We start from the raw sequence: 25,828 nt of genomic DNA on the forward strand, positions 1-25,828 counted from the left end.
TTCGCCTTACCCGGCCTACAAAACCCCGCAATACCGTAGGCCTGTGCAAGCGCAGCGCCGCCGGGCATCAGCCGCACCTCTGCCACATCGCCGGGTGGCGGCTTCGCCTTACCCGGCCTACAAAACCCCGCAATACCGTAGGCCCGTGCAAGCGCAGCGCCGCCGGGCATCAGCCGCACCGCTGCCACATCGCCGGGTGGCGGCTTCGCCTTACCCGGCCTACAAAACCCCGCAATACCGTAGGCCTGTGCAAGCGCAGCGCCGCCGGGCATCAGCCGCACCTCTGCCACATCGCCGGGTGGCGGCTTCGCCTTACCCGGCCTACAAAACCCCGCAATACCGTAGGCCCGTGCAAGCGCAGCGCCGCCGGGCATAAAAAAACCCGCATTACGCGGGTTTTTTCGTTATCAGCAATCTTATTTCTTACGCGCGTACTTCAGGGAGTCCAGCGCAACGGCGAAGATAATGATCGCGCCCTTGATGATGTACTGCCAGTACGGGTTCACGCCGATATAGGTCAGACCGTAGTTAATAACGGTGAAGATGATAACACCGGTTACCACGCCCAGTACGGTACCCACACCACCGCTGAACGACACGCCACCGACGACGCACGCGGCAATCGCATCCAGCTCATACATAAAGCCGAGGTTGTTGGTGGCAGAGCCGATACGGCCCGCTTCCAGCAGACCACCGAACGCGTAGAACACGCCGGACAGGGCATAGATCACCAGCAGGTTCAGCGCCACGTTAACACCGGAGACTTTCGCCGCTTCCGGGTTACCGCCGATAGCGAAGATGTTCTTACCGAAGCGGGTTTTGTTCCACAGCACCCAGACAAAGGCCACCGCAATCAGGGCATAGAAGGTGATGTAAGAGAGGCGGAAGCTACCCAGCGCGATAAAGCCCTGCGCAAAGGTGGAGAAGCCGCTGTCGAAACCGGAAATCGGCGATGCACCCACGAAGTCGTAGTACAGGGAGTTGATACCGTAAACGATGATCATCGTACCCAGGGTGGTGATGAACGGCGTTACGTTCAGGTAAGCGATGATGATGCCGTTAATCAGACCAATAATCGCACCGATAGCGCAGACAATCAGGACCACCAGGATAATAGGCATGGTCGCCATTTCCGGGAACACCTTGTTGGCGTTTTCCATCGATTGCAGAAGCGTTGCCGCGACAACCGCCGCCAGGCCGACCTGACGACCGGCTGACAGGTCGGTACCCTGGGTAACGATCAGGCCCGCCACGCCCAGGGCGATAATAATACGTACAGAAGACTGCGTCAGAATGTTACTTAAGTTCAGCAGACTTAAGAATGTCGGATCCTGGAAAATAATAATGGCCAGCAAGACTAAAAGAACAACGTAAATACCGCCTTCTTTCAGATAAGTAAGAAAACTTTTCTTATTTAACGCACTCATGAGGAGCCCCTAATCTTAAAGGTGCAAAGACGCAAGACGCAAAATTTCGTTTTGCGTTGTCGTTTTGGTTTCAACAATTCCGGCAACGAGACCATTGCTCATAACCAGAATACGATCTGTGATCCCTAACAATTCCGGCATTTCGGACGAAATAATAATAATCCCTTTATCTTTCTTGGCTAATTCAGCAATCAGCTGATAAATTTCAAATTTTGCACCAACGTCGATACCACGGGTTGGTTCATCCAGCATCAGAATTTCAGGCTGGGTTAATAACCAGCGTCCAATAATTACCTTTTGCTGGTTACCACCGGAGAGCGAACCAATTTGCGTGCGATGTCCTGGGGTTTTTACGCGCATCGAGTCAATTACCCACTGGGTATCGCTCTTCATGCGGGTATTATCCAACAGGCCGATTTTGTTTTTGTAATTATGAATATTAGAAATTAAGGAGTTAAAGTTAATATCCAGATAAGCGTAAATACCGGTCGAGCGACGCTCTTCCGTCACCAGCGCAAAGCCGTGGTTAATGGCTTCGTTGGCGTTATGGTTATTGATCTTTTTCCCGTGCAGGGTGATGGTCCCGCCGGATTTCTCGCGAATACCGAACAGGGTCTCCACGATATCGGTACGCTTGGCCCCCACCAGACCGGCAATCCCGAGGATCTCCCCTTTATGCAGGTCGAAGGAGATGTCGCGAATGGAGGGCTGACGCAGTGAAGTCAGGTTGCGCACCTCCAGAATCACTTCTCCGGGCTTGTTCTCTTTGTTCGGGAAACGCTGGTTCAGGGAGCGGCCCACCATCATGGCAATGATCTTGTCCATGTCCAGCCCTTCCAGCGGCTGGGTGGCGATCCACTGGCCGTCGCGCAGTACCGTAATCTCATCACACAGCTGGAAGATCTCTTCCATTTTGTGCGAGATATAAACGATGCCGCAGCCGCGATCCTTCAGCTTACGGATGATGGTGAACAGATGGTTCACCTCTTTTTCCGTTAACGAAGAGGTCGGCTCATCCATAATTACGATTTTCGCGTTATAGGAGAAGGCCTTGGCGATTTCGATCATCTGCATCTGTGAAACCGATAATGTACCGACGCGCGCACGCGGATCGATATCAATATCCAGTTCATCAAAAATTGCTTTGGTGTCGCGATACATTTTGTCCTGATCGACAAATACGCCTTTGGTCGGATAACGACCCAACCACATATTGTCCATAACAGAACGCTGAAGTACCAGGTTAAGTTCCTGGTGAACCATCGAAATACCGTTTTCCAGTGCCTCTTTGGCGGAATGGAAATCGATCTCTTTCCCCTGAAAAAGAATGCTGCCAGAATCTTTTTGATAGATCCCAAATAAGCATTTCAATAATGTTGATTTACCCGCACCGTTTTCACCCATTAAGGCGTGAATGGAGTGAGGCCGTACTTTTAAATTAACATTATCCAGTGCTTTAACCCCGGGAAACGACTTGTTGATACCGCTCATTTCCAACAAGTATTCACCGGACGACTGAGTCGTTGTGCTGACCATAATTATACCTTCTCGGCCTCGCGTCGCGTGATAAAAGGGCGCAGAAACTGCGCCCAGTGGAATGCTTTAACTTATTTACCGGTGAACTGCGCCAGGTTTTCCTGATCTACGCCAACGTACGGTACGCGAACAACTTTGTTGTCGATTTTCCAGTTGGTGCCGTCAGCTGCGCCTTTGCCTTCTGCCAGGTTTTTCGCCAGATCGAAGGTGGCTTTCGCCTGGTTGTTGGCATCGTTCAGCACGGTACCGGCCATTGCGCCAGATTTAACCAGTGCCAGCGCTTCTGGCAGAGCATCCACGCCAAATACCGGGATAGAGGATTTGTTGTGTGCTTTCAGGGCTTCTACAGCACCCATTGCCATCGCATCGTTGTTGGCGATAACCACTTCGATTTTGTTAGCGTTCGGGCCAGACAGCCATGCGTCCATCTTGTCTTTCGCCTGTGCGGTGTCCCACATGGCGGTATCTAATGCCAGCTGCTGAGTTTTCAGGCCCTTGTCGTTCAGCTCTTTGATCACGTAAGTGGTACGTGCTTCAGCATCCGGGTGGCCTGGCTCGCCTTTCAGCAGCACAAACTGAACCTGACCGTCTTTGTTCAGATCCCAGTTCGGGTTAGCAGCCCAGTGTTTAGCAATCAGGTCGCCCTGAATGATGCCGGATTCTTTGGAGTCGGTGCCCACGTAGAAGGCTTTGTCGTAGCTATCCAGCGCTTTACGGGAAGGTTCTTTGTTGAAGAACACCACTGGCACATTCTGGCCACGCGCTTTCTCAATAACGGTGCCTGCAGCCGCCGGGTCAACAAGGTTGATTGCCAGTGCTTTCACGCCTTTTGCCAGCAGTACGTCGATCTGGTCGTTCTGTTTTGACTGGTCATTCTGGGAGTCATTCATCAGCAGCTGCACTTCTGGAGCTGATTTACCCTCTTTCTCGATGGCTTTACGCACAACAGACATAAAGTTGTCGTCGTATTTATAGATAGTCACACCAATACGGCTATCTGCAGCGTGCGCGGTTGCACCAAAAAGCATGCTTGCCATAACAGCAGACAGAGTCAACACCTTCTTATTCATGATATCTCCGGTTTTTTTTATGCAGGGTAGTTCGTGTGAATAACGATCGGCGGGCAAATGTTAATGAAACGTTAATGCCGGCCGAAGTCCACTTATAAAATTTCTATCTTCCTTGGTCGGTAACGCTCCAGAATGCGTTTTTTTGGATGTTTAACGTGCCCTGGCTATAGTGAAAGTGATTATTCACCGTTACATAGCGTTTCAGTCACTAAAACGCTGACATCATAGACAGCGCATTGTTAACTTACTGTGAATTTACTCACAAATTGAAAACGGTTACATCACGGCGAATTATTAGTTAGTGATCGGTGCCACAATTTGCCGCAGGGCTACCGAGTGACGACGCACTAAAGTCGGCATAAAACAGTGTGTTGCGGTGATATCCAGTTTCCCTGCGGCCCCCTGCAACGCCAGCTCCGTGGCCAGCCGTGCCATAGAGGCAATAGGGTAGCGCACCGTGGTCAGCTGAGGGTCCGTGTAACGGGCAATCGGAATATCATCGAAACCAATCAATGACAGATGCTGTGGCACCGCAATGCCGTTGTCCTTCAGCGCCGTTAGCGCGCCTGCGGCCATGCTATCGTTGTAGGCAAAGACCGCGGTCAGCTGCAGGTTGCGCCCGAGTAGCTCCACCATGGCCGCCTCTCCGCCCTGCATGTCCGGCGCACCTGTACCAATCCAGCTGTCCGATGCGGTAATGCCCTGCTCCAGCAACGCTTTCTGCCAGCCTTCACGACGCATTTCGTCATCCTCAATGCGGTGGCTTGACGCAAGATAGCCGATGCGCTGATGTCCGTTGTTCACCAGCATCCGCGTCGCCATCATCGCTCCGCTGACGTTATCAAGGCAGACGCAGCGGTGGGCATAGCCAGGCACGATGCGGTTGATCAGCACCATGCCGGGGATCTGCTCCATCAGAGAAGACAGCTCCTCATCGCTTAAGGCTTTTGAGTGGACAATCAGGGCGTTACAGCGCTGACGGATCAACACCTCAATGGCATTACGCTCTTTTTCCGCCTCGTGATAGCTGTTGCCGATCAGCACATTTTTCTGGTGTTCCTGGGCAACCATGTCCACGGCTTTCACCAGTGCGCCAAAGAAGGCATCCGACACGTCCATCACCACCACGCCGATGGTGTCGCTGACCTGGGTCGCCAGCGCCTGGGCGTTGGCGTTCGGCCGGTAGCCGAGCGCCGTGACGGCTTTCATCACGCACTCGCGGGTCTCCGGACTGACCAGCGCGCTGTTATTGAGAACCCGGGAAACGGTGGCGACAGAAACGCCCGCCTGACGCGCGACGTCACGAATGGTGATCATATTCACCATCCTTATTTAGATTGCAGCAACTCACAGACACCCCCTGTGTTTAGCAAGGTGACTATTCTGGCAGCGAGAAAGGGAGGACTACGTGAAGAAGCTCACAAGGATGAAAACGGTTACATCCGTTTTGTTAATGATTGTGATCCAGATCGTTATCCGGATGTATTACTTAATGAAACCCCTGCAGCACGTGCGGTCAATTGCCGCCACAGCCATTCCAGCGGACCCTGGCGGAAATGGCGCAGCCAGAAAACCGAGAACAGGATGTTCACCAGCCAGACTGGCAGGACAAAACCCAGCAGCTGCAGGCGATCAAAATGCATAAACAGGCCTAACTGATAGAACAGGGTCGTGCAGATAAGGGTCTGGAGAAGATAGTTGCTAAGCGCCATCCGCCCCACGCAGGCCACCGCCATCACCAGCCGGAAACGACAGAGCTGCGGCCAGAAGCCATACATCAGCGCGGCATAGCCTATCGTCTGCAGCGGCGCGCTAAGTTCGCGCGGTGCCTGTAACAGAAACGCACACCAGCGGTAATCCCAGTTCAGATACCACTGGGCGATCACCGCCGGGAGATTAATCGCCAAACCGGCCAGCACCAACCACAGCCCGGTACGCCGATAGTGACGCAGGCTAAACTCGCCTTTCAGCCAGCCGGTACGCATCAGCGCGGCGCCGATCAGCATCATTCCCGCCAGCTGCCAGCCGTACTGCGCTCCAAGCGCCAGCAGGCTGTTGCCAATCATATCGGCCCGGTTGCTGATGGCCTCCATTCCGCCGCCCAGTTTCCAGTACTGCTCATACTGGAGACTGGCCGCATCCGGCACCCAGGAACGATTGGTAGAGCCGCCCGAGATAACCCCCAGTAGCAGCAGGATGGCAACGCCGATGAGAAAAAGCACCACCCCGGTATTAAAGAGGTTTTTGACATCGCGGGCATCGCGGATGATGCGCCAGCAGATCAGCCCCACCAGCCCGTAGGCCAGCAGAATGTCACCGTCCCAGAACAGCAGCCCGTGAATAAACCCGAGCAGCACCAGCAGCGAGAGGCGGGCCTGGATCCAGCGCTTTCCGCGCTTCAACAGTAGCTGAAGTCCGGCACCGAACAGCAGGGCAAACAGGGTGAGGAATTTGACCTGGGCGAAGAGGTCCAGCACCGCCCACGTCCAGGCGTCACTGAGGGTAATATCGCCATACCAGGCGGGATTGAGGTAAGCGGCTTTCGGCAGACCGAAGCCGCTGATATTGAGCAGCAGAATACCCAGAATAGCGACGCCACGAACGAAATCCAGCGTGACATTTCTTTCCATGTACCCTGCCCTGATGATCAGTTGTGGTGACGTACGGCGCGCAGGAACTCCTGACGGGTGTTCTGGCTTGATTTAAACAGGCCGCCTAACGAGGTGGTCGTGGTGGCGCTGGTGGCATCACGAATGCCGCGCGCTTTCACGCAGTAATGCACCGCGTCAATGGAAACCGCCACGTTGTTGGTGCCAAGCAGCGTTTGCAGCGCGATGAGGATCTGCTGGGTTAAACGCTCCTGCACCTGCGGACGCTGGGCAAAGAACTGCACGATACGGTTAATCTTCGACAGGCCAATCACCGAGTCTTTCGGAATATAGGCCACGGTCGCTTTGCCGTCGATGGTCACAAAGTGGTGTTCACAGGTGCTGGTCAGGGTGATATCACGCACCGTCACCATCTCATCTACCTTCATTTTGTTTTCGATGACGGTGATTTTCGGGAAATTAGCGTAATCAAGCCCGGAGAAAATCTCATCGACATACATTTTGGCGATGCGACGTGGGGTCTCCATCAGACTGTCATCGCTCAAATCGAGATTCAGCAGCTGCATGATTTCGGTCATATGCCCGGAAATAAGACGTTTACGCGTTTCGTTGTCCAGATCCTGAACCGGCGGACGCAACGGGGTTTCAAGACCGTGTGCGACCAGCGCTTCGTGGACGAGAGCTGCTTCTTTACTCATTGATGACATTCTTTTCTCCTGCAGGTGCGGTGCTCTTCTGCCCTCCGTGGGGCAAAATGTGCACTCATTGTGCGCGAGGCGGCGAGCATAATCCAGTATTCACCGCGATAATTATTCCAATTGCCGTTACCTTTCAACCTGACGCTGCCAGACCAGCCCACCCGCCACGAAAAGGGCGATACCAGCAAGGCCCAGGGCGGGCTCCAGCTGATGGGTAAGCCAGCTCGACAGCGCCGAGGTCATCGGGCCAATCAGCTGCCCGACCGCATAGCCGGTTGTCAGTAACCCGGCCATATAACGCGTGTGATTCGGTGCCAGTTCACGCCCGTAGAGCAACGAGAGCTGGACCGCACATAAAAATCCTCCGCCGACCAGCAGCGCACCGGTCACCAGACCGGCCATCCCCGGCATCAGCCAGGCGGCAATCACCCCCACCGCCTGCAGCCAGAGCACCAGCGCCAGCCTGCGATGGGTGGTAGAGACATGACGCAGGGCGATACTTAGCGCAATGCCCAGCACCGAGGCGACGCCGAACACCGGCCAGACAAACTGGGCAAACGCGCTGCCGGGAAAGCGCAGCGCCGCCATCTGCGATAAAAAGGTCGCCGGGAGGATGTAGCCAAACCCGGCGAGGCTGTAGCTCCAGACCAGACGACGCAGATCGCGGGTCAGCGTCAGCGGCTCCGGCGTGGTGCCCGGACGATGCAGCTGCCCGGCCCGCGGCAGGTAGCGGGCCACCAGCGCGATCAGCACCAGCGCCAGCACGCCGTAGATTTGCCACGCGGCGCCGGCTGATAACCCGTGCGCCTGGATCCACACCGCCAGCAGACCGCTGATGGTAATACCCGCTCCGGGCCCGGCGAAGACCGCAGCACTCAGGCCAGGTTTACCGAAATGGGCCAGCCGCTCGTTGGTCCAGGCGGCCACCAGCACCATTGACCAGCCGCTCATGCAGCCAATCACAAAGCGCAGCAGCCCGTGGACCAGGGCGTTATCTGCGACCGCCGAAAGTAGGGTCAGCGCCACCGCGCCAATAATCCCCAGCCACAGCCGACCTTCGACAAACCGGTGCGCGCGCATGGCATCCCACGCCCCCACCAGATAGCCGAGGTAGTTCATGGCCGCCACCAGCCCGGCGCTGGTCAGGGTGAGTTGCCCTCCCGCAATCATCAGCGGTACCTGTGGTGTAAAGGCAAAGCGCCCTATTCCCATCGCCACCACCAGAACCACAAATCCGCTGAGCGCGATACGCAGCGCCATGACCACTCCAGTTGTTAAAGTTTCGTAAATTCATGATGCAGGATATGTCGTTAATGCGGAAGTGAAAGTTACTCACTCGTTATTGAATTATCTGTATTATGACCTTCATCTCTCTATACAACCTTCCTGAAGGAGCCCTGCATGGAACTGCTCGAAGAGCACCACTGTTTTGAAGGTCGACAGCAGCGCTGGCGTCATGACTCCGCGGTGCTGAACTGTGCGATGACGTTCAGCATCTTTCTGCCCCCGTCTAACGGCGCAGCAAAACCGCCGGTGCTGTACTGGCTCTCCGGCCTGACCTGCAACGATGAGAACTTCACGACCAAAGCGGGCGCCCAGCGGGTGGCGGCGGAGCTGGGGATCGCCCTGGTGATGCCTGATACCAGCCCGCGCGGTGACGAGGTGGCGGACGATGCCGGTTACGACCTGGGCAAAGGCGCCGGATTCTACCTGAATGCCACCCAGGAACCCTGGGCGCGTCATTACCGGATGTATGATTACCTGCGCGATGAACTGCCGGCGCTGATCCAGGCGGAATTTGCGGTATCCGATCGCTGTGCAATCAGCGGCCATTCGATGGGCGGTCACGGTGCACTGGTGATGGCGCTGAAAAATCCGGGTAAATACGTCAGCGTATCGGCATTTTCGCCGATCGTGAACCCGTCCCAGGTGCCGTGGGGGCAAAAAGCGTTCACCCATTACCTGGGTGAGGATGCAGAGGCCTGGCAGGCATGGGACAGCTGTGCGCTGATGCTGGCCAGCCAGCCGGAACAGGCGATCCCGACGCTTATCGATCAGGGGGATGCCGATCAGTTCCTGGCGAGCCAGTTACAGCCGGCGGTGCTGGCGGAAGCCGCGCGCCAGAAGGCCTGGCCGCTGACGTTGCGTATCCAGCCGGGCTACGATCACAGCTATTTCTTTATTGCGTCCTTTATTGAAGATCATCTGCGCTTCCATGCGCAGCAGTTGTTGAAGTAAGTGCAGCCCTCATGCCCGGTGGCGCTTCGCTTACCGGGCCTACAAAACCCACACCAGCCCGTGGGCCAGGCAAGCGCAGCGCCGCCCGGCAAACAGACCGCACCAGCCCGTAGGCCGGGCAAGCGCAGCGCCCCCGGCAAACAGACCGCACCAGCCCGTAGGCCGGGCAAGCGCAGCGCCCCCGGCAAACAGACCGCACCAGCCCGTAGGCCGGGCAAGCGCAGCGCCCCCGGCAAACAGACCGCACCAGCCCGTAGGCCGGGCAAGCGCAGCGCCGCCCGGCAAACAGACCGCACCAGCCCGTAGGCCGGGCAAGCGCAGCGCCCCCGCAAACAGACCGCACCAGCCCGTAGGCCGGGCAAGCGCAGCGCCCCCGGCAAACAGACCGCACCAGCCCGTAGGCCGGGCAAGCGCAGCGCCCCCGGCAAACAGACCGCACCAGCCCGTAGGCCGGGCAAGCGCAGCGCCGCCCGGCAAACAGACCGCACCAGCCCGTAGGCCGGGCAAGCGCAGCGCCCCCGGCAAACAGACCGCACCAGCCCGTAGGCCGGGCAAGCGCAGCGCCGCCCGGCAAACAGACCGCACCAGCCCGTAGGCCGGGCAAGCGCAGCGCCCCCGCAAACAGACCGCACCAGCCCGTAGGCCGGGCAAGCGCAGCGCCCCCGGCAAACAGACCGCACCAGCCCGTAGGCCGGGCAAGCGCAGCGCCCCCGGCAAACAGACCGCACCAGCCCGTAGGCCGGGCAAGCGCAGCGCCGCCCGGCAAATAGACCGCACCAGCCCGTAGGCCGGGCAAGCGCAGCGCCCCCGGCAAACAGACCGCACCAGCCCGTAGGCCGGGCAAGCGCAGCGCCGCCCGGCAAACAGACCGCACCGCTCCGGCGATCCCTCGATCAGAACTGGTAATCTACCGCCATAAAGTAACGGCGACCTTCTTCGGTATAGCTGTAGTCGTCGCGGCTGAGATCTTTATCCAGCAGGTTCATGACCCCCGCACGCAGCTTGACGTTTTTGGTTGCCTGCCATGCACCACCGGTGTTCCACACCACGTAACCGCCCGGCGTTGCGGCGCCATCGGTAACGGTGCGTTTCTCACCCGTATAGTTACCCTGCACGTAGAAGGACCACGCCTGGGTTGCCTGCCAGTCCAGCGTGCCGTTCGCGGTATGGAACGGCAGCTCAGAGAGCGGCTTGTTCTCGCCGTTGCTGATATCACGCCCGTCGTTATAGGTGTAATTCAACGTCATGCGCCAGTCTTCGGCAATCGGGAACTTAACTTCCGTCTCCAGACCGCGGATACGCGCCTTATTGACGTTGTAGTAACGGAACACCGGTTCGCCATCGGCATTCAGCCCGACGTAGTTCGGGTAGCCCTGCGCCTGATTGACGTTCGCGGTACGCAGAATGCTGATGCGGTCATCAACGTCGTTCTGGAAGGCGGTAATGCTGCCCTGCACGCCCTCTAACCAGCCCTCTTCCCCGTTGTAGTAGAGACCCAGCTCGATGCTTTCGCTGGTTTCCGGCTTCAGATCCGGGCTACCGACAATTTCACAGGCACCACGGCAGGAGCCGGTGGTCCAGTCCGGGCTCAGTTGCAGCAGGGATGGCGCTTTAAATGCCGTCGCCCAGCCGCCTTTTACCGTCAGGGTATCGGTGGCGTTATAGACCAGATAAGCACGCGGGCTCCAGTGGTCGCCGTAGGTTTCGTGGTCATCCATACGCACGCCGGTGGTCAGCGCCAGCGGCTCGAAGATCCGCCATTCGTCTTCCAGGAACAGCGCATACTGGCTGGCCGAGGTATTACTGCTGCTGCCGCCGGTGATGTTAACCGGATCTTTCAGCTTGTCGTGACGCCATTCCCCGCCAAAGGTCAGGAGCTGGTTAATCTCCCCCAGCGGCAGGACGTATTTGCCGTCAATGGAGTTGCTTTCGGAGGTAATTGGGTTGCTGTTGCCCGGGTTTTTGTTATCAACCTTCTCGCCGTAGAATTTCAGCTCGCTGTTGCCCACGCCCCAGCGGCCGTTGTGGCTCAGGGAGTAGTTCTGGCGCTCAAGGCGGTTCTGATCCAGCGAGTCGGAGTCACGATCCTGACGGTCAAAACCGTAGCCCGCGGTGAAATCGTGGTTCTCGTTCGGGGTCCAGGCAAATTCCACGTTGGCATCGCGGCTGGTAAAGCCTTCAATGCGCGGGGTTTCTCCGGTAGCGCTGGTGGTTGAATCCTGCGGATCGTCTTTGTCGCGTTTAGACAGGCTGCCGAAGGCCTTCAGGCCGAGGACGCCATCCACCAGCGGGCCGCTGGTATAGAACTGGCCGCCATAGGTATCGCCACGATCGCGGTGTTCCTGAATCGTGGTGTCGGCGGTGAGGGTGCCGGTCCATTTCTGGCCGATCTTTTTGGTGATGATGTTGACCACGCCGCCCAGGGCATCGGAGCCGTAGAGGGAGGACATCGGACCGCGCACCACTTCGATGCGTTCGATGGCGTCAACCGGAACCCAGTTGAGATCGAAGTCGTTATGGCGGAAAACGGCATTGCGCGAGTTGACGCGTTTACCGTCAACCAGGATCAGCGTGTAGCTGCTGTCCAGACCGCGAATACTGACGCCCTTACGGTTGTCCCCTTCGTCAGTTAACTGCACGCCCGGCACATCCTTTAATACATCTTTCAGGTTCTGCACCGGCTTGCGCTGCAGATCCTGCTGAGTGATGACGCTGATACTGGCCGGGGCATCTTTCAGGTTTTGCTCGTTGGCCGAGGCGGTCACCACCATGGTGTCGCCAGATTCCGCCGCAACTACTGGCAGGGCCAGGGACAGAGCAGACGCGCACAGCCCTCCCCGAACGAAGGGATTCAACCTAAACATTTCCTATCTCCATGAGGTAAACACAGCAAAATCAAATATGTACTGCTCACAATTGCATTGCATGCCGCCCGCTTCTCTGGCAGGTCGGCCGGGTAATTCTTTGCAGGTGTGGGCACAACATCCTCCCCTGACCAGGGCGACGATGCTGACTCCTTCATCCCTTTGATTACTTTGCTAATGATAAAGCAAACGATAACTATTATCAATTCAATTGTTAAAAGTTATGTCAAGAGTGCATAGTGTGGAGAAATAAAAAAACCCGCTCGGGTGAGCGGGTTAAAGAGAGGCGTTGCGGTTATTTTTTAAAGCTATTCGGGAATTCCATTTCGCTATAGCTGACAAACTTCGTTCCCTTCGCCAGCTTGTAGCCAAACCAGATGATCAGGAACAGCGGAATACCGATATAGGTCGCTGCCACGCCGCCCCAGTCAATGGTGTCGGCGAGGAAGGCTTCGTAGTTCTGACCCAGAGTGATGATCAGACACAGCACAAAGGCGAAGATCGGCCCCAGCGGGAAGAACCCGGAGCGGTACGGCAGGTTGCTAATGTCATAGCCCTGCTTCACGTAGCCGCGACGGAAACGGTAGTGGCTGATGGCGATACCGAGCCAGGCGATAAAGCCCGTCATCCCGGAGGTGTTCAGCAGCCACAGGTAGACCGTCTGGTTGCCAAACATTGAGGTCAGGAAGCACAGGCAGGCAATCACGGTGGTGGCATACAGCGCGTTACGCGGCACGCCGCCCCGGGACAGCTTCGCGAAAATACGCGGCGCTTTGCCGTCGCAGGCCAGGGAGTAGAGCATACGGGTAGAGGCGTACATCCCGGAGTTACCCGCCGACAGTACCGCCGTCAGGATCACCGCATTCATCACCGCCGCCGCAGAGAGCAGACCGGCATGCTGGAATACCAGGGTGAACGGGCTGACGCTGATGTCTTTCACATCGTTACGCAGCAGGCTCGGATCGGTATACGGAATGATCAGGCTGATAATCAGGATGGCAAACACATAGAACAGCAGGATACGCCAGAAGACCTGCCGCACCGCCCGCGGAATGTTCTTCTCCGGGTTTTCGGATTCACCGGCGGCAATACCAATAAGCTCCGTTCCCTGGAAGGAGAAACCGACGATCATCGCCACGCCAATCATCGCCGAGAAGCCCCCGGCAAAGGGCGCATCGCCAATCCCCCAGTTGCTCCAGCCCGCCGGTTCGGTGCCTTTGAAGATGCCGAAGATCATCGCCACGCCCACGGCGATAAAGATGATCACCGTGGCGACTTTGATCAGCGAGAACCAGTATTCCGCTTCGCCAAAACCGCGCACGGAGATGTAGTTCAGCAGGAAGATCAGTCCGAGGAAGATGGCGCTCCAGATCCAGCCCGGCGTATCCGGGAACCACCAGGTCATCACCAGCTGCGAGGCCACGAGATCCACGGCGATGGTGACCGCCCAGTTGTACCAGTAGTTCCAGCCCAGCGCGAAGCCGAAGCCTTCTTCCACGTATTTCTGACCGTAGGTGGAGAAAGAACCGGATACCGGCATATATGCCGCCAATTCGCCCAGGCTGGTCATCAGGAAGTAGACCATCAAACCGATCAGGATATAGGAAAAGAGCGCGCCGCCAGGGCCCGCTGCAGAAATGGTCGCTCCAGAGGCGACAAACAAACCTGTACCGATAGAACCGCCAATGGCAATCATCGTCAGGTGACGCGCCTTGAGTTCGCGACGTAGCGCGGGCGCTTCTGTGGTTTTATTTTCGGAAACCATATGAAAATGCTGTCCATTCAAAAAATGAGGCGCGATTGTAGCAGACGATCGCCAGCTCTTCCGGCACAAATGCCCTGTTATAAGAGAGCTTCATGACCGGGCCGGGATTATAAGTAAAGCAGAGAATGACGCCGGTGTGCGAAACAGATCCCGGCGGGTAAATCGCCGCCGGGCGGGCTTACATTTCGCAGTAGCGCAGAAAACGCTGCAGGGAGTTGGAGAGGTGCTTCTGGCGATGATGGATGCGCCACAGGGTACGCACCAGCTTAGTCGGCAGCGGAACGGGGATCTCCACAAGCGTGCCGCTCTCCAGCTGTTCAGCAATCACCCGGCGTGACAGGCAGCTGATGCCAAGACCGTGGCGCACCGCATGTTTGATCGCCTCCGAGTTGCCCAGCTCCATGCCCATATGAAACTGCGGCAGATGCGAAAGCAGCAGATAATCGACGATCTCCCGCGTGCCCGACCCCTGCTCGCGCAAAATCCACGGTGCCTGCGCCAGCCGCTCCAGCGTCACCTCCTGCTGCAATAAAGAAGAGGCCGGCGAGGCGAAGACTACCAGCTCATCCTCCAGCCAGGGTTCGGCAATGATGTCGGCGTTGTGGCACGGCCCTTCGATAAGGCCAATATCCACCCGAAAGTCGATCACCGCGGTGATCACGTCCTGGCTGTTGCCGACGCTCATCTCCAGCGGCAAAGACGGGAAATCGCGGCGGTAGCGGGCAATCACCTCCGGCAGGATATAGTTGCCGATGGTGCTGCTGGCATAGACGCGAATGGCGCCGTTATCCTCGCGAAACAGCTGTTCGATCTCGACGGTCTGCTCCAGCAGCGCCAGCGCGCGGGGATAGAGCAAGCGCCCGTGCTCGTTAACCACCAGCCGCTTCCCTACCCTGTCAAAGAGCTGAACCCCCAGCTGGCCTTCAAGATCGGTCAGCGCGGCGCTGACCGCGGACTGGGATAGCGCCAGCATTTGGGAAGCCTGGGTAGTCGACCCGCTTTTCAGCACTTCGGCAAAGACTTCAAGCTGGCGTAACGTAATGTGCATAGTTGCCATCCGGTACGGTAAGCACTCTGCTTACCACTTATAAAGATTAATTATAAATATATAATCAATTTTATTTTTAAGCCAGCACGCCGTAACCTTTAGCCAGAGAAAAGGAGAAGGTTATGACAACACTCACCCTGCAGCATCATCGTACAGTGTGGCACTACATTCCCGGCCTGGCGCTGAGCGCGCTGGTCACCGGCGTGGCATTATGGGGCGGCAGTATTCCGGCGGTAGCCGGGGCGGGCTTCAGTGCCCTGACGCTGGCCATCCTGCTGGGGATGGTCGTCGGGAATACGGTCTATCCGCACATCTACAAGCCCTGCGATAGCGGCGTGATCTTCGCTAAGCAGCACCTGCTGCGCCTCGGGATCATCCTGTATGGCTTTCGCCTGACCTTTGCGCAGATTGCTGACATTGGGGTCAGCGGGATCGCCATCGACGTGTTAACCCTGACCAGCACCTTCTTGCTGGCCTGCTTTATCGGCCAGAAGGTGTTCGGGCTCGACAAACAGACCAGCTGGCTGATTGGCGCGGGCAGCAGCATTTGCGGTGCCGCGGCGGTACTGGCGACCGAGCCGGTAGTCAAGGCCGAGGCCAGCAAGGTGACGGTTGCCGTCGCGACGGTGGTGATCTTCGGTACCCTGGCGATCTTCCTCTATCCGGCGATGTATCCTCTGGTGGCGCACTGGTTTAGCCCGGAAACCTACGGGATTTATATTGGCTCGACGATGCATGAGGTCGCTCAGGTGGTAGCAGCCGGTCATGCCATCAGCCCGGACGCGGAGAATGCGGCGGTGATCGCCAAAATGCTGCGAGTAATGATGCTGGCGCCCTTCCTGCTGATCCTGGCGGCGCGGGTGAAACAGCTCGCCCCGGCGGGCAACGGCGAGAAGAGCAAAATCACCATTCCGTGGTTTGCGATCCTGTTTATTGTGGTGGCGGTGTTTAACTCGTTCCATCTGCTGCCCAAAGCAGCCGTCGATATGCTGGTGACGCTGGATACGGTGCTGCTGGCGATGGCGATGGCGGCGCTGGGCTTAACCACCCACGTCAGCGCCCTGAAAAAAGCCGGGGCGAAACCGCTGCTGATGGCGCTGCTGCTCTTTGTCTGGCTGATTGTTGGCGGGGGTGCCATTAACCTGGCGGTTCATAGCCTGCTGGCATAAACCACTTCAAACTTCTCCTGTTAACCCGCTATCATAAGCGTTTGCGGGTTAACAGGAGTCCCTTTATGAAATATGTTGGAGCGCACGTCAGCGCTGCTGGCGGTCTGGCGAATGCCGCCATTCGTGCCGCCGAAATTGAGGCGACCGCCTTCGCCCTGTTCACCAAAAATCAGCGCCAGTGGCGCGCCGCACCCTTAACGACTCAGGTGATTGATGAGTTCAAAGCGGCCTGCGAAAAATACCATTTCACTCCCGGCCAGATCCTGCCCCACGACAGCTACCTGATTAACCTCGGTCACCCGGTTCAGGAGGCGCTGGATAAATCCCGCGAGGCCTTCCTGGATGAGATGCAGCGCTGCGAGCAGCTCGGCCTGACGCTGCTGAACTTCCACCCAGGCAGCCATCTGACGCAGATCGACGAAGACGCCTGTCTGGCACGGATCGCCGAGTCGATCAATATCGTGCTGGAACAGACTCAAGGGGTAACAGCGGTGATTGAGAATACCGCCGGACAGGGCAGCAACCTCGGTTTCCGCTTTGAGCATCTGGCGGCCATTATCGATGGCGTGGAAGATAAAACCCGCGTCGGCGTCTGCATTGATACCTGCCATGCCTTTGCGGCGGGTTACGACCTGCGAAGCAGTGAAGAGTGTGGCAAAACCTTCGCGGAATTCGAGCGCATTGTGGGCTTCAAGTACCTGCGCGGCATGCACCTCAACGATGCGAAAAGCGCTTTTGGCAGCCGCGTTGACCGTCACCACAGCCTGGGTGAAGGCAACATCGGCCACGACGCGTTCCGCTTTATCATGCAGGACCCGCGTTTCGACGGCATTCCGATGGTGCTGGAAACCATCAACCCGGATATCTGGGCGGAAGAGATCGCCTGGCTGAAGGCACAACAGTACGCCGAGGCCACCGCATAATGATGAACGAAAGGGAAAAGCAGATCCTGAAGATCCTGCGGCGCAACCCTCTTATTCAGCAGCATGAAATCGCCCAGATCCTCGATATCAGCCGCTCGCGCGTGGCCGCGCACATCATGGATTTAATGCGTAAAGGGGCGATCAAGGGCAAGGGCTATATCCTCACCGAACAGGATTATTGCGTGGCGCTCGGCGCCATCAATATGGATATTCGCGGCGTGGCCGACATTCGCTTCCCTGAACCCTCCTCCCACCCGGGAGCAATTCAGTGCGCGGCGGGCGGCGTAGCGCGAAATATCGCCCATAACCTGGCGCTGCTGGGTCGCGAGGTGCACCTGATCTCCGCCGTCGGCAGCGATTTTTATGGCGAGACCCTGCTGGAGCAAACCCGGCTGGCGGGCGTGAACGTCCAGAGCACGATCCGCCTGCACGGGCAAAGTACGGCAACTTATCTGTCGATTGCCAACCCGCAGGACGATACCGTGCTGGCCATCAACGACACCCATATCCTGCAGGGGCTGACGCCGCAGCTGCTGAACCAGTCGCGCGAGCTGCTGGCCCATGCGGGGGTGGTGCTGGCCGACTGCAACCTTACGGCGGAATCCCTGGAGTGGGTCTTTACCCTCGCCGGGGATGTACCGGTGTTTGTCGACACGGTTTCAGAATTTAAAGCTGACAGAATTAAGCCCTGGCTGTCGCGGATCCATACCCTCAAGCCGACGCTCAAAGAGCTGCAGATTCTGGCGGAGTGCGACGAGCGTCAGGCGGCGCTGACCGCCCTGCATGAGAAAGGGGTGCAGAGGATTGTGGTGTGTCTGGAAGATGATACGGTCTTGTGCAGTGAACAGGGCGCGGAGCCGTTCCTGCTGACGCCTCCTGCGCACCCGGTTGTTGACCGTTTTGGTGCCGACGATGCCTTTATGGCGGGCCTCGTCTACGGCTTCCTCGACGGGAGCGATTTTGCTGATGCGGCCCGGTTTGCCCTCGCCTGCGCGGCCCTCTCCCGCGCCAGCGAAAGCATTAACAATCCGACCCTGTCGGTGGATAACGCCTGGTCTCTACTGGAGACCGCGCAGTAGAAAAACCGGGTAGTTTTGCTACCCGGCCTGTTCCCTCTATCCCGATAAACCGATAAAGAACCCGGCAATGGTGGCGCTCATCAGGTTAGAGAGCGTCGCCGCCACCAGCGCCCGCACGCCAAGCTGTGCAATCTCCGGGGCACGCTGGGGCGAGACCGCCGAAAACGCCCCGACCACCACGCCAATCGAGCCGAAGTTGGCGAAACCGCACAACGCGAACGAGATAATGGCGATGGTTTTCACGTCCAGCTGACCGGCGGTCTGCAGATACGGCGAGAAGTTGAGATAGGCGACGAATTCATTAATCGCCAGCTTCTGCCCGATCAGGCTGCCTGCAAGCGTCGCATCCTGCCATTCGACGCCCATGATCCACGCCAGCGGCGCGAGGGCGTAGCCAAACAACCCCTCCAGGCTCAGGCTTTCAATGCCGAACCAGCCGCCGATGCCGCCCAGCATGCCGTTCAGCAGCGCAATGATCGCCACAAAGGCCATCACCACGGTCGCCACCCCGGCGGCGATTTTCAGCCCGGTCATCGCCCCGGTCGCCGCGGCTTCGATAATGCTTTTCGGCGGGGTCTCGCTGAAAGAAAGATTCTCAAAGGTGACCTGTGACTCCTCGGTGGCCGGGCTCAGCAGGCGGGCAAAGAGGATCCCGCCGGGGATCGCCATCAACGAGGCGGCCAGCAGGTAATCAATCGGCACCCCCATGCCCGCGTAGCCAATCAGCATCGAACCGGCAATCGACGCCATCCCGCTACAAATGGCGGTAAACAGCTCGTTGCGGTTCAGCTTGTCGACAAAGGGTTTCACGATCGCCGGGATCTCGTTCTGCCCGAGGAAGATGGTGGTCACCGCCACAAAGGATTCGATTTTGCTGATGCGCAGCGCTTTCTGGAAAATGCCGCCCAGCACGCGGATCAGCAGCCCCATCACTCCGATGTAGTACAGGAGGCTGATCAGCGCGGTGACAAAGATAATGGCGGGCAGCACCCGAAAGGCAAACACGAACCCGGCCCCGTCAAACAGGGTATCCATCTTCGGCCCGACCAGCGCACCAAAGATAAAGGCGCTACCGGCATCGCTGTAGGACATGACTTTACTCACTCCGATCGCGGCCTGCTCGACCAGCCATTTGCCGGGTGGGAAATAGAGCATGATGCCGCCGATCGCCACCTGCAATACGAATGCGGCGCCGACGGTGCGCAGGCTGATACGGCGTTTATTGACCGACAGGAGGAAGGCTATCGCCAACAGTACCACCATACCCAGCAGACTTCTCATTACGTCCATAATGATTTCCTTACCTGAAAACCCGGCGACAGGCCGGGTATCCGTGATTCCACTGCGAAGACAGGCGACGGCAAACTGCCTGTGAGAGGGTTACGCGAGGCGCTGATAAGCCTTCGCGATATCGCAGGCGAGACGGGCGTTGTTAAAGACCAGCTGGATATTTGATTTCAGGCTGTCGCCGCCGGTCAATTCCGCCACGCGGGCCAGCAGGAACGGGGTGCTGGCTTTGCCGGTGACGCCCTGCTCTTCCGCCTCCCTCACCGCCTGGTCGATAGCCGCGTTGATGGTCTCTTCCGCCATTGCAAACTGTTCCGGGATGGGATTCGCCACCACCAGGCCGCCGTTAAGGCCGGTCTGCCATTTCACCGCCATGGCCCGGGCAATCGCCTCGGCGCTGTCGAGACGAATGCTGACCTCAAACGGGCTGGTGCGGCAGAAAAAGGCCGGCAGGGACTGGGTCTGATAGCCAATCAGCGGCACGCCGTTGGTTTCTAAATATTCGGTGGTTAAGCCGAGGTCGAGAATCGATTTTGCCCCTGCGCAGACGACGGCGACGTTGGTTTTTGCCAGCTCCTGTAAATCGGCGGAAATATCAAAGGTGTGCTCTGCGCCACGGTGAACGCCGCCAATCCCGCCGGTAGCAAAGACCTTAATCCCGGCCATCGCCGCAATGATCATGGTTGAGGCAACCGTCGTTGCGCCGTTGATGCCTGCCGCCACCACGAAAGGCAAATCCCGGCGGCTGACTTTGGTCACCGCATGACCTTCGCGGCCTAATAATTCAATCTCTTCTTTACTGAGCCCGACTTTCATTACGCCACGAATAATCGCAATGGTGGCCGGAATAACGCCCTGCTGGCGGATCGCATCTTCAACTTCCAGCGCCGTCTGGGCATTTTGCGGGAAAGGCATGCCGTGAGAAATAATAGTGGACTCAAGCGCCACAATCGGTTTGTTATTATTTAAAGCGTCCTGAACCTCAGGAGAAATTTGCAGGAACTCAGCAGACAATTTTAATTCAGACATGTTCTCTCTCCATTAATGCGTTAACGTTTTCAGACGATAAATCAGGGTTATTGGTAAATACGGAAGCCAGCGCCAGCGAAGAACAGCCCTGGGCAAAACGCACGGAATCTTTAAATGCGGCACCGTCCAGCCAGCAGAAAGCGAGCCCCGCCATCATTGCATCCCCCGCGCCGGTGACGTTGACCACCTGGGTTTTAAAGGGCGCTGACCAGCCGCTTTCGCCCGCCTTTTCGCTGTAATAAACGCCGTCGCCGCCCATGCTCAGCACCAGCCGGAACAGGCCATGCTGGTGAAACCAGGCCGCCACTTTCGGCGCATCCGCCGCGCAGGTCAGCGGGATACCGCTCAGGGTTTCGGCCTCCAGCCGGTTGGGCTTCAGGGTGTGGATATGGCCCAGCCAGTCGCTAATCTTGCTGCATTTCCAGGCCGAAACCGGGTCAACGAAAACCGGCGTCTGGCCTGCGTTTTCAAAGATCCATCCGAGGGCGGATTCGCTGAGGTTGCAGTCCACCACCACCGCTTTTGCAGCGCGGATAAAAGCCAGGTGATGGGCCAGATAGTGCGGATTAATGTGGTCAGAAATCGCCATATCGTTGATGGCAACCAACATCTCCCCGGTATTGTCGAGCAACGATAGATAGCTGGATGTTCCCTCTCCGGGAATAACCTGACACTTATCAACCTGCACACCGGCGGCCTGGGTTTGAGACAGCAGCGACTGACCGTAAAAATCATCGCCTACCGCGGAAAGAAGCCAGACATTTTTACCAAGTAGCGCCAGATTTTGCGCAATATTGCGGCCTACGCCGCCGGGTGTGAATTTTATTTTCCCTGGATTAGAGTCGGCATAATTGAGCGAAGCATGTGAATATCCCGCCACATCCATATTTGCAGAACCAATAACAACAATATAATCCTTTTCACGCATAGAACATCCTCTGGCGCACAGGCCATCGCAATGATAATTAAGCGATCTGGTAACGTTGATATTTATTAGAGCACATGTTTATTTATAAACACGTGCTCATGGTATGTGCAGAAGGGGGAAAGTAAAGCGAGCAAAGAGAGGATCGTTTAATGAATATGAACAAACTCACACTTATTTGTAGCGACAGTTTTCAACTCTACGAAAGAATGCGAGGCGCTGCACGTTTAAACGCAATAAAAAAGGGCAGAGTCGCCTCTGCCCTTTTCGGATAAACAATATTTATGCTGCTTTCGCGGCGATCGCTTCAGCTTCCGGGCGTTTTACCACCGCGTAAGAGAGACCTGCCACCAGCGTACCGGCGATAATCGCAAACAGGTAACCCAGCACCGGCGTAATCGCCCCCGGGATCAGCAGAACAAACAGACCGCCATGCGGCGCCATCAGTTTTGCGCCAACTGCCATGGAGATGGCACCGGTCACCGCACCGCCGACGATACAGCACGGTAGAACGCGCATCGGGTCACGGGCAGCGAACGGAATCGCCCCTTCGGTGATAAAGCACAGGCCCAGAACCAGCGCCGCTTTACCGCCTTCCTGCTGCGCCTTGTCGAACTTACGACGAGCAATGATAGTCGCCAGGCCCAGCGCCAGCGGTGGCACCATTCCTGCAGCCATAATCGCCGCCATCGGAGCATAAGTCTGGGTACTCAGCAGGCCAACGCCGAACGCATAAGCCGCTTTGTTCACCGGACCACCCATATCGGTACACATCATGGCGCCGAGGATCGCACCCAGCAGGACCGCATTGGCGGTGCCCATGGTCTGCAGCCAGTGGGTCAGGCCTTCGAGGATACCTGCGACCGGCTTACCGATCAGGTAGATCATAGCCAGACCAACAACCAGGCTGGAGAACAGCGGAATGATCAGGATCGGTTTCAGCGCTTCCATACTCTGCGGCAGTTTCAGCTTCGAGCTGATCAGCTTCGCCACGTAGCCGGCGAGGAAGCCGGCGATGATCCCGCCGATAAAGCCAGAGCCGGTGCTCACGGCCAGCATACCGCCGATCAGGCCCGGGGTCAGACCCGGACGGTCAGCGATGGAGAACGCAATGTAACCTGCCAGCACTGGCACCATCAGCGCGAACGCCGAGCCGCCGCCAATCTGCATCAATGCCGCCGCCAGGGTACCCGGCTCTTTAAAGGCCTCGATACCAAAGGCGAAGGAGAGCGCGATACAGAGACCGCCCGCCACCACCATCGGCAGCATATAGGAGACGCCCGTCAGCAGGTGACGGTAAGCCCCGGCGGACTCTTTCTTGCCTTCGGAGGCCGAGGAGGCGGTGTTGCCCGCCGGCTGGAAGGTTTTCGCTTCCGCCTGGGCTTTGTCCAGCTCCTGGGCAGTTTTCTTCAGCGCCAGACCGGTTGAGGTGCGGTACATTGGCTTACCGGCGAACTTCGCCAGATCCACTTCGATATCCGCGGCCACGATCACCAGGTCCGCTGCCGCCACCTCTTCCGGGGTGATGGCATTGCCTGCGCCCACCGAGCCGCGGGTTTCAACCTTCACCCACCAGCCGCGTTTTTTGGCTTCGGTTTCAATGGCTTCTGCGGCCATAAAGGTGTGCGCCACGCCGGTCGGGCAGGCGGTCACCGCCACCACGCGTTTCGGACCGCTGGTCACTGCCGGTGCCACAGCTGCCGCAACAGGGGCGGTATACAGCGCCGCATGGCCTTTCGCTTCGCTCAGGAACAGTTCCGGGTGAGCGACCGCGCGATTGATATCGCCCAGCCACACTTTTTTGCCGTTCAGCGAGCTGTCGGCCGGGATCTTGTCGCCCAGGACGATAACCAGTTCGGCATCGCCCGGGTTGTCGATGAAATCAAGGTGTGCTTTATGTCCCGCCGAACCCAGCAAGGTTTTCGCCATATAGGCGCGGGCCTGTCCGAGTGCAGAGTCAATAATCAGCAGCGTTTTCATTATGCCTCTCCTGCTGTCAGTTAAAGGGTTTCAAGTCAACGCGCGCCATCATCGCGGCTAACTGGGTACGATCGGTGATCCCGACATTGCTCTGGCTGACGGCCAGGGCAGCAACGGCGGTGGCAAGACGTAACGTGTGTTCACTGGATTCACGCATCAGCAGGCCGTAAATCAACCCGCCCACCATCGAATCGCCTGCACCCACGGTGCTGACCACTTCCATCGACGGCGGTTTGGCGATCCATTCGCCGGAGGCGTTAACCCACAGCGCGCCCTCTGCACCCAGCGAGATCACCACATGCGCGATACCTTGCTCACGTAAGGCATGGGCGGCATCAATGACATCCTTTAAGTCTGGCAGCTTACGGCCAGCCCAGATCTCAAGTTCGCGACGATTCGGTTTCACCAGCCACGGCGCGGCTTTCAGACCCGCTACCAGCGCATCGCGGCTGCTGTCAAAGATGATGCATGGGCACTGGCTGCGCAGGCGCGTCATCCAGTCGGTAAAGGCTTCCGGGCTGACGCCGGACGGCAGGCTGCCGCTGACGCAGACCATGTCGAACTGACCCAGCCAGGTCAGGGAGTCATTCACAAAACGCTCCCAGTCGGCCTGGGTGACTTCAAAACCGGAGAAGTTCAGGTCGGTCACTTCGCCATCTTTTTCGGTCATTTTCACGTTGATGCGGGTACGGCCCTGCACCACCTGAAAACGGTTGGCGATCCCCAGCTCGCTGAACAGCTGCTGGAAACCATCCTGGTTATCTTTGCCGAGGAAGCCGCCGACGGTGACGTCGATCCCGAGATCCTTCAGCACTTTCGCAACGTTAATCCCTTTACCTGCCGCGTGCAGGCCAGTGGTACGCACGAGGTTAACTTCGCCGCGTTCAATTTCCGGGCAAAAGCCCACGAGGTCGTAAGCCGGGTTCAGCGTAATGGTGGCAACACGTCTGCTCATTATGCGCCCTCCCCCAGACCGGCCGCGATGGCCTCGCCAATCGCTTTCAGCGCCTGTTCAGCATCTGCACCCTGCGCGGTAAAACGCAGGCGATGGCCTTTTTTCACGCCCAGCGCGACAACCTTCATCAGGCTGCGACCGTTGGCCGGTTTGCCACTGCCGTCGAGGTTGGTGACGGTGACGTCGCTGTTGAACTGCTTAATGGTATTGACCAGCATGGTGCCCGGACGAGCGTGCAGACCATGTTCGTTACGCACCACAAATTCGGCGCTCAGCAGTTCATCGGTATTCACATCGTCGCTGGTCAGCAGCGCCAGCAGGGTTGCGGCATCGGCTTTCAGCAGTTGTTCAGCTTTTTTGTTCAGCAGCAGATCGCCGAGGCGCTTCAGCACCTCAACCGGCTGGTCATCCGCCATGGCGACGGTGACCAGCAGGGCCGTGGTTTCCCCGGCGGTGTCAAAAGCGGTGGCCGCACGGCTGACCGCGATAGCGCTGCGCAGGTTGCCTTCAGCACAGTCGTTCAGCCAGACGCCCTGACCAAGGTTCAGCGGCTTATCGTTAACGGCGTGGGCCACGAAGGCGGTATCCACCGCACCGGCCTCTTTCAGGCGACCGGCGTTCAGCGCCTGCAGGGTCACCAGATCGGATGCCACTACGTCGAGGGTCAGCGTGTCGTTATCCAGCTTCAGGGCTTCGCTCTGCTTTTCACCCATCAGCAGCGCGCGCAGCTCTTCGGCAGTGGTGGCGGATTTCAGCTGTTCAGCCACCGCGTCGTCGCTCAGGACGTGCGTCAGCTGACGCAGCAGGCCGAGGTGTTCATCGCTGCTGGCGGCAATCCCGATGGCGACATAAGCCACCTGGCCTTCGCCCCAGAGTACGCCCTGCGGGAACTGATAGACCTGAACGCCGGTTTTCAGCACCTGGTCGCGGGTATCTGTGGTGCCATGCGGAATGGCGATGCCATTGCCAAGGAAGGTTGAGGTCTGTAGCTCGCGCGCCAGCATGCCGTCAACGTAGCCGTTGGCGACGTTGCCCGCCTGCACCAGCGCGGCGGCGATCTGCCGGATGGCCTCTTCTTTAGTACCGGCCTGTTCGCCGGGATGAATGTCCTGCACGGATAACTGGAACATGGTTCTCCACTCCTGCTGAAATTGAATCGTTTCAGCTAACATGAAAAAAAATACGCTATTCCGGTTGAATCAGAGGTACCCGATAGCGCTGAAACG

21 protein-coding genes are annotated in these 25,828 nt (G+C 57.8%); 4 read left to right on the top strand and 17 right to left on the bottom strand.

From position 1 onward, the window contains the following. Positions 1-416 precede the first annotated feature (416 nt). The 7 genes from mglC to ACP4QI_RS14880 form a co-directional block, all read right to left on the bottom strand. Entirely contained in the window at positions 417-1,427 is a 1,011-nt protein-coding gene (gene mglC / locus ACP4QI_RS14850) for a galactose/methyl galactoside ABC transporter permease MglC (RefSeq protein ID WP_142486478.1), read from the bottom strand. A 15-nt stretch (positions 1,428-1,442) separates the two neighbouring features. Continuing rightward, positions 1,443-2,963: a galactose/methyl galactoside ABC transporter ATP-binding protein MglA gene (gene mglA / locus ACP4QI_RS14855; RefSeq protein ID WP_426495237.1), complete on the bottom strand. Its 1,521-nt coding sequence runs from the start codon at positions 2,961-2,963 to the stop codon at positions 1,443-1,445. A 71-nt stretch (positions 2,964-3,034) separates the two neighbouring features. Further along, the gene (mglB, locus tag ACP4QI_RS14860) at positions 3,035-4,033 is read right to left on the bottom strand and encodes a galactose/glucose ABC transporter substrate-binding protein MglB (protein WP_142486480.1); all 999 of its coding nucleotides are present in this window, start codon (positions 4,031-4,033) and stop codon (positions 3,035-3,037) included. 294 nt (positions 4,034-4,327) lie between these two features. Then, positions 4,328-5,350, bottom strand: a complete 1,023-nt coding sequence (gene galS, locus ACP4QI_RS14865) for an HTH-type transcriptional regulator GalS (protein ID WP_142486481.1) — start codon at positions 5,348-5,350, stop codon at positions 4,328-4,330. Between the two features lie 155 nt (positions 5,351-5,505). Continuing rightward, complete coding sequence (yeiB, locus tag ACP4QI_RS14870) at positions 5,506-6,663, bottom strand: DUF418 domain-containing protein YeiB (RefSeq protein WP_426495236.1); 1,158 nt, start codon at positions 6,661-6,663, stop codon at positions 5,506-5,508. A 17-nt stretch (positions 6,664-6,680) separates the two neighbouring features. Further along, entirely contained in the window at positions 6,681-7,349 is a 669-nt protein-coding gene (folE, locus tag ACP4QI_RS14875) for a GTP cyclohydrolase I FolE (RefSeq protein ID WP_032612616.1), read from the bottom strand. Positions 7,350-7,466: 117 nt separating this feature from the next. Continuing rightward, on the bottom strand, positions 7,467-8,600 hold the full coding sequence (locus ACP4QI_RS14880) for a YbfB/YjiJ family MFS transporter (RefSeq protein WP_426495235.1): 1,134 nt from the start codon (positions 8,598-8,600) through the stop codon (positions 7,467-7,469). Positions 8,601-8,741: 141 nt separating this feature from the next. Here ACP4QI_RS14880 and fghA point away from each other — a divergent pair, with 141 nt between their 5' ends. Next, the gene (gene fghA, locus ACP4QI_RS14885; protein WP_142486484.1) at positions 8,742-9,578 is read left to right on the top strand and encodes an S-formylglutathione hydrolase; all 837 of its coding nucleotides are present in this window, start codon (positions 8,742-8,744) and stop codon (positions 9,576-9,578) included. A gap of 39 nt (positions 9,579-9,617) precedes the next feature. On the opposite strand, the gene ACP4QI_RS14890 is transcribed toward fghA, so the two are convergent. The 4 genes from ACP4QI_RS14890 to yieE all read right to left on the bottom strand — a co-directional run bounded on the left by ACP4QI_RS14890 (position 9,618) and on the right by yieE (position 15,255). After that, positions 9,618-10,163: a hypothetical protein gene (locus ACP4QI_RS14890; protein ID WP_445730295.1), complete on the bottom strand. Its 546-nt coding sequence runs from the start codon at positions 10,161-10,163 to the stop codon at positions 9,618-9,620. 308 nt (positions 10,164-10,471) lie between these two features. After that, positions 10,472-12,442 (bottom strand): catecholate siderophore receptor CirA, encoded by a 1,971-nt coding sequence (gene cirA, locus ACP4QI_RS14895; RefSeq protein ID WP_142486485.1) that lies wholly within the window; start codon positions 12,440-12,442, stop codon positions 10,472-10,474. 295 nt (positions 12,443-12,737) lie between these two features. After that, positions 12,738-14,207 carry an amino acid permease gene (locus tag ACP4QI_RS14900; RefSeq protein WP_142486486.1) on the bottom strand — a complete coding sequence of 490 codons (1,470 nt, stop codon included), beginning with the start codon at positions 14,205-14,207 and terminating at the stop codon, positions 12,738-12,740. A 178-nt stretch (positions 14,208-14,385) separates the two neighbouring features. After that, on the bottom strand, positions 14,386-15,255 hold the full coding sequence (yieE, locus tag ACP4QI_RS14905) for a DNA-binding transcriptional regulator YeiE (protein WP_142486487.1): 870 nt from the start codon (positions 15,253-15,255) through the stop codon (positions 14,386-14,388). Positions 15,256-15,377: 122 nt separating this feature from the next. On the opposite strand from yieE, the gene ACP4QI_RS14910 reads away from it, so the two are divergent. From ACP4QI_RS14910 to ACP4QI_RS14920, 3 genes are all read left to right on the top strand, one after another. Then, on the top strand, positions 15,378-16,424 hold the full coding sequence (locus tag ACP4QI_RS14910; protein WP_426495234.1) for a YeiH family protein: 1,047 nt from the start codon (positions 15,378-15,380) through the stop codon (positions 16,422-16,424). A gap of 65 nt (positions 16,425-16,489) precedes the next feature. Further along, a complete protein-coding gene (gene nfo, locus ACP4QI_RS14915; protein ID WP_426495233.1) occupies positions 16,490-17,347 on the top strand; it encodes a deoxyribonuclease IV in 858 nt (285 codons plus the stop codon). A 2-nt stretch (positions 17,348-17,349) separates the two neighbouring features. Beyond that, complete coding sequence (locus ACP4QI_RS14920) at positions 17,350-18,426, top strand: sugar kinase (RefSeq protein ID WP_426495386.1); 1,077 nt, start codon at positions 17,350-17,352, stop codon at positions 18,424-18,426. A gap of 36 nt (positions 18,427-18,462) precedes the next feature. Here ACP4QI_RS14920 and ACP4QI_RS14925 read toward each other — a convergent pair whose 3' ends face one another. From ACP4QI_RS14925 to fruB, 6 genes are all read right to left on the bottom strand, one after another. After that, positions 18,463-19,716 (bottom strand): NupC/NupG family nucleoside CNT transporter, encoded by a 1,254-nt coding sequence (locus ACP4QI_RS14925; RefSeq protein WP_426495232.1) that lies wholly within the window; start codon positions 19,714-19,716, stop codon positions 18,463-18,465. A 90-nt stretch (positions 19,717-19,806) separates the two neighbouring features. Further along, the gene (locus tag ACP4QI_RS14930) at positions 19,807-20,742 is read right to left on the bottom strand and encodes a pseudouridine-5'-phosphate glycosidase (protein ID WP_156264250.1); all 936 of its coding nucleotides are present in this window, start codon (positions 20,740-20,742) and stop codon (positions 19,807-19,809) included. Beyond that, positions 20,735-21,670: a pseudouridine kinase gene (locus ACP4QI_RS14935; protein ID WP_156264251.1), complete on the bottom strand. Its 936-nt coding sequence runs from the start codon at positions 21,668-21,670 to the stop codon at positions 20,735-20,737. Before ACP4QI_RS14935 ends, ACP4QI_RS14930 begins: the two co-directional genes overlap by 8 nt. Positions 21,671-21,949: 279 nt before the next feature. Continuing rightward, entirely contained in the window at positions 21,950-23,647 is a 1,698-nt protein-coding gene (gene fruA / locus ACP4QI_RS14940; RefSeq protein ID WP_426495231.1) for a PTS fructose transporter subunit IIBC, read from the bottom strand. Between the two features lie 16 nt (positions 23,648-23,663). Beyond that, positions 23,664-24,602 carry a 1-phosphofructokinase gene (gene fruK / locus ACP4QI_RS14945; protein WP_142486491.1) on the bottom strand — a complete coding sequence of 313 codons (939 nt, stop codon included), beginning with the start codon at positions 24,600-24,602 and terminating at the stop codon, positions 23,664-23,666. Continuing rightward, on the bottom strand, positions 24,602-25,732 hold the full coding sequence (fruB, locus tag ACP4QI_RS14950; RefSeq protein WP_142486492.1) for a fused PTS fructose transporter subunit IIA/HPr protein: 1,131 nt from the start codon (positions 25,730-25,732) through the stop codon (positions 24,602-24,604). The genes fruK and fruB overlap by 1 nt, the downstream gene beginning before the upstream one ends. Positions 25,733-25,828 lie beyond the last annotated feature (96 nt).

Source organism: Leclercia sp. TB492 (genome assembly GCF_049974505.2).
Taxonomy (GTDB): domain Bacteria; phylum Pseudomonadota; class Gammaproteobacteria; order Enterobacterales; family Enterobacteriaceae; genus Enterobacter; species Enterobacter adecarboxylatus_C.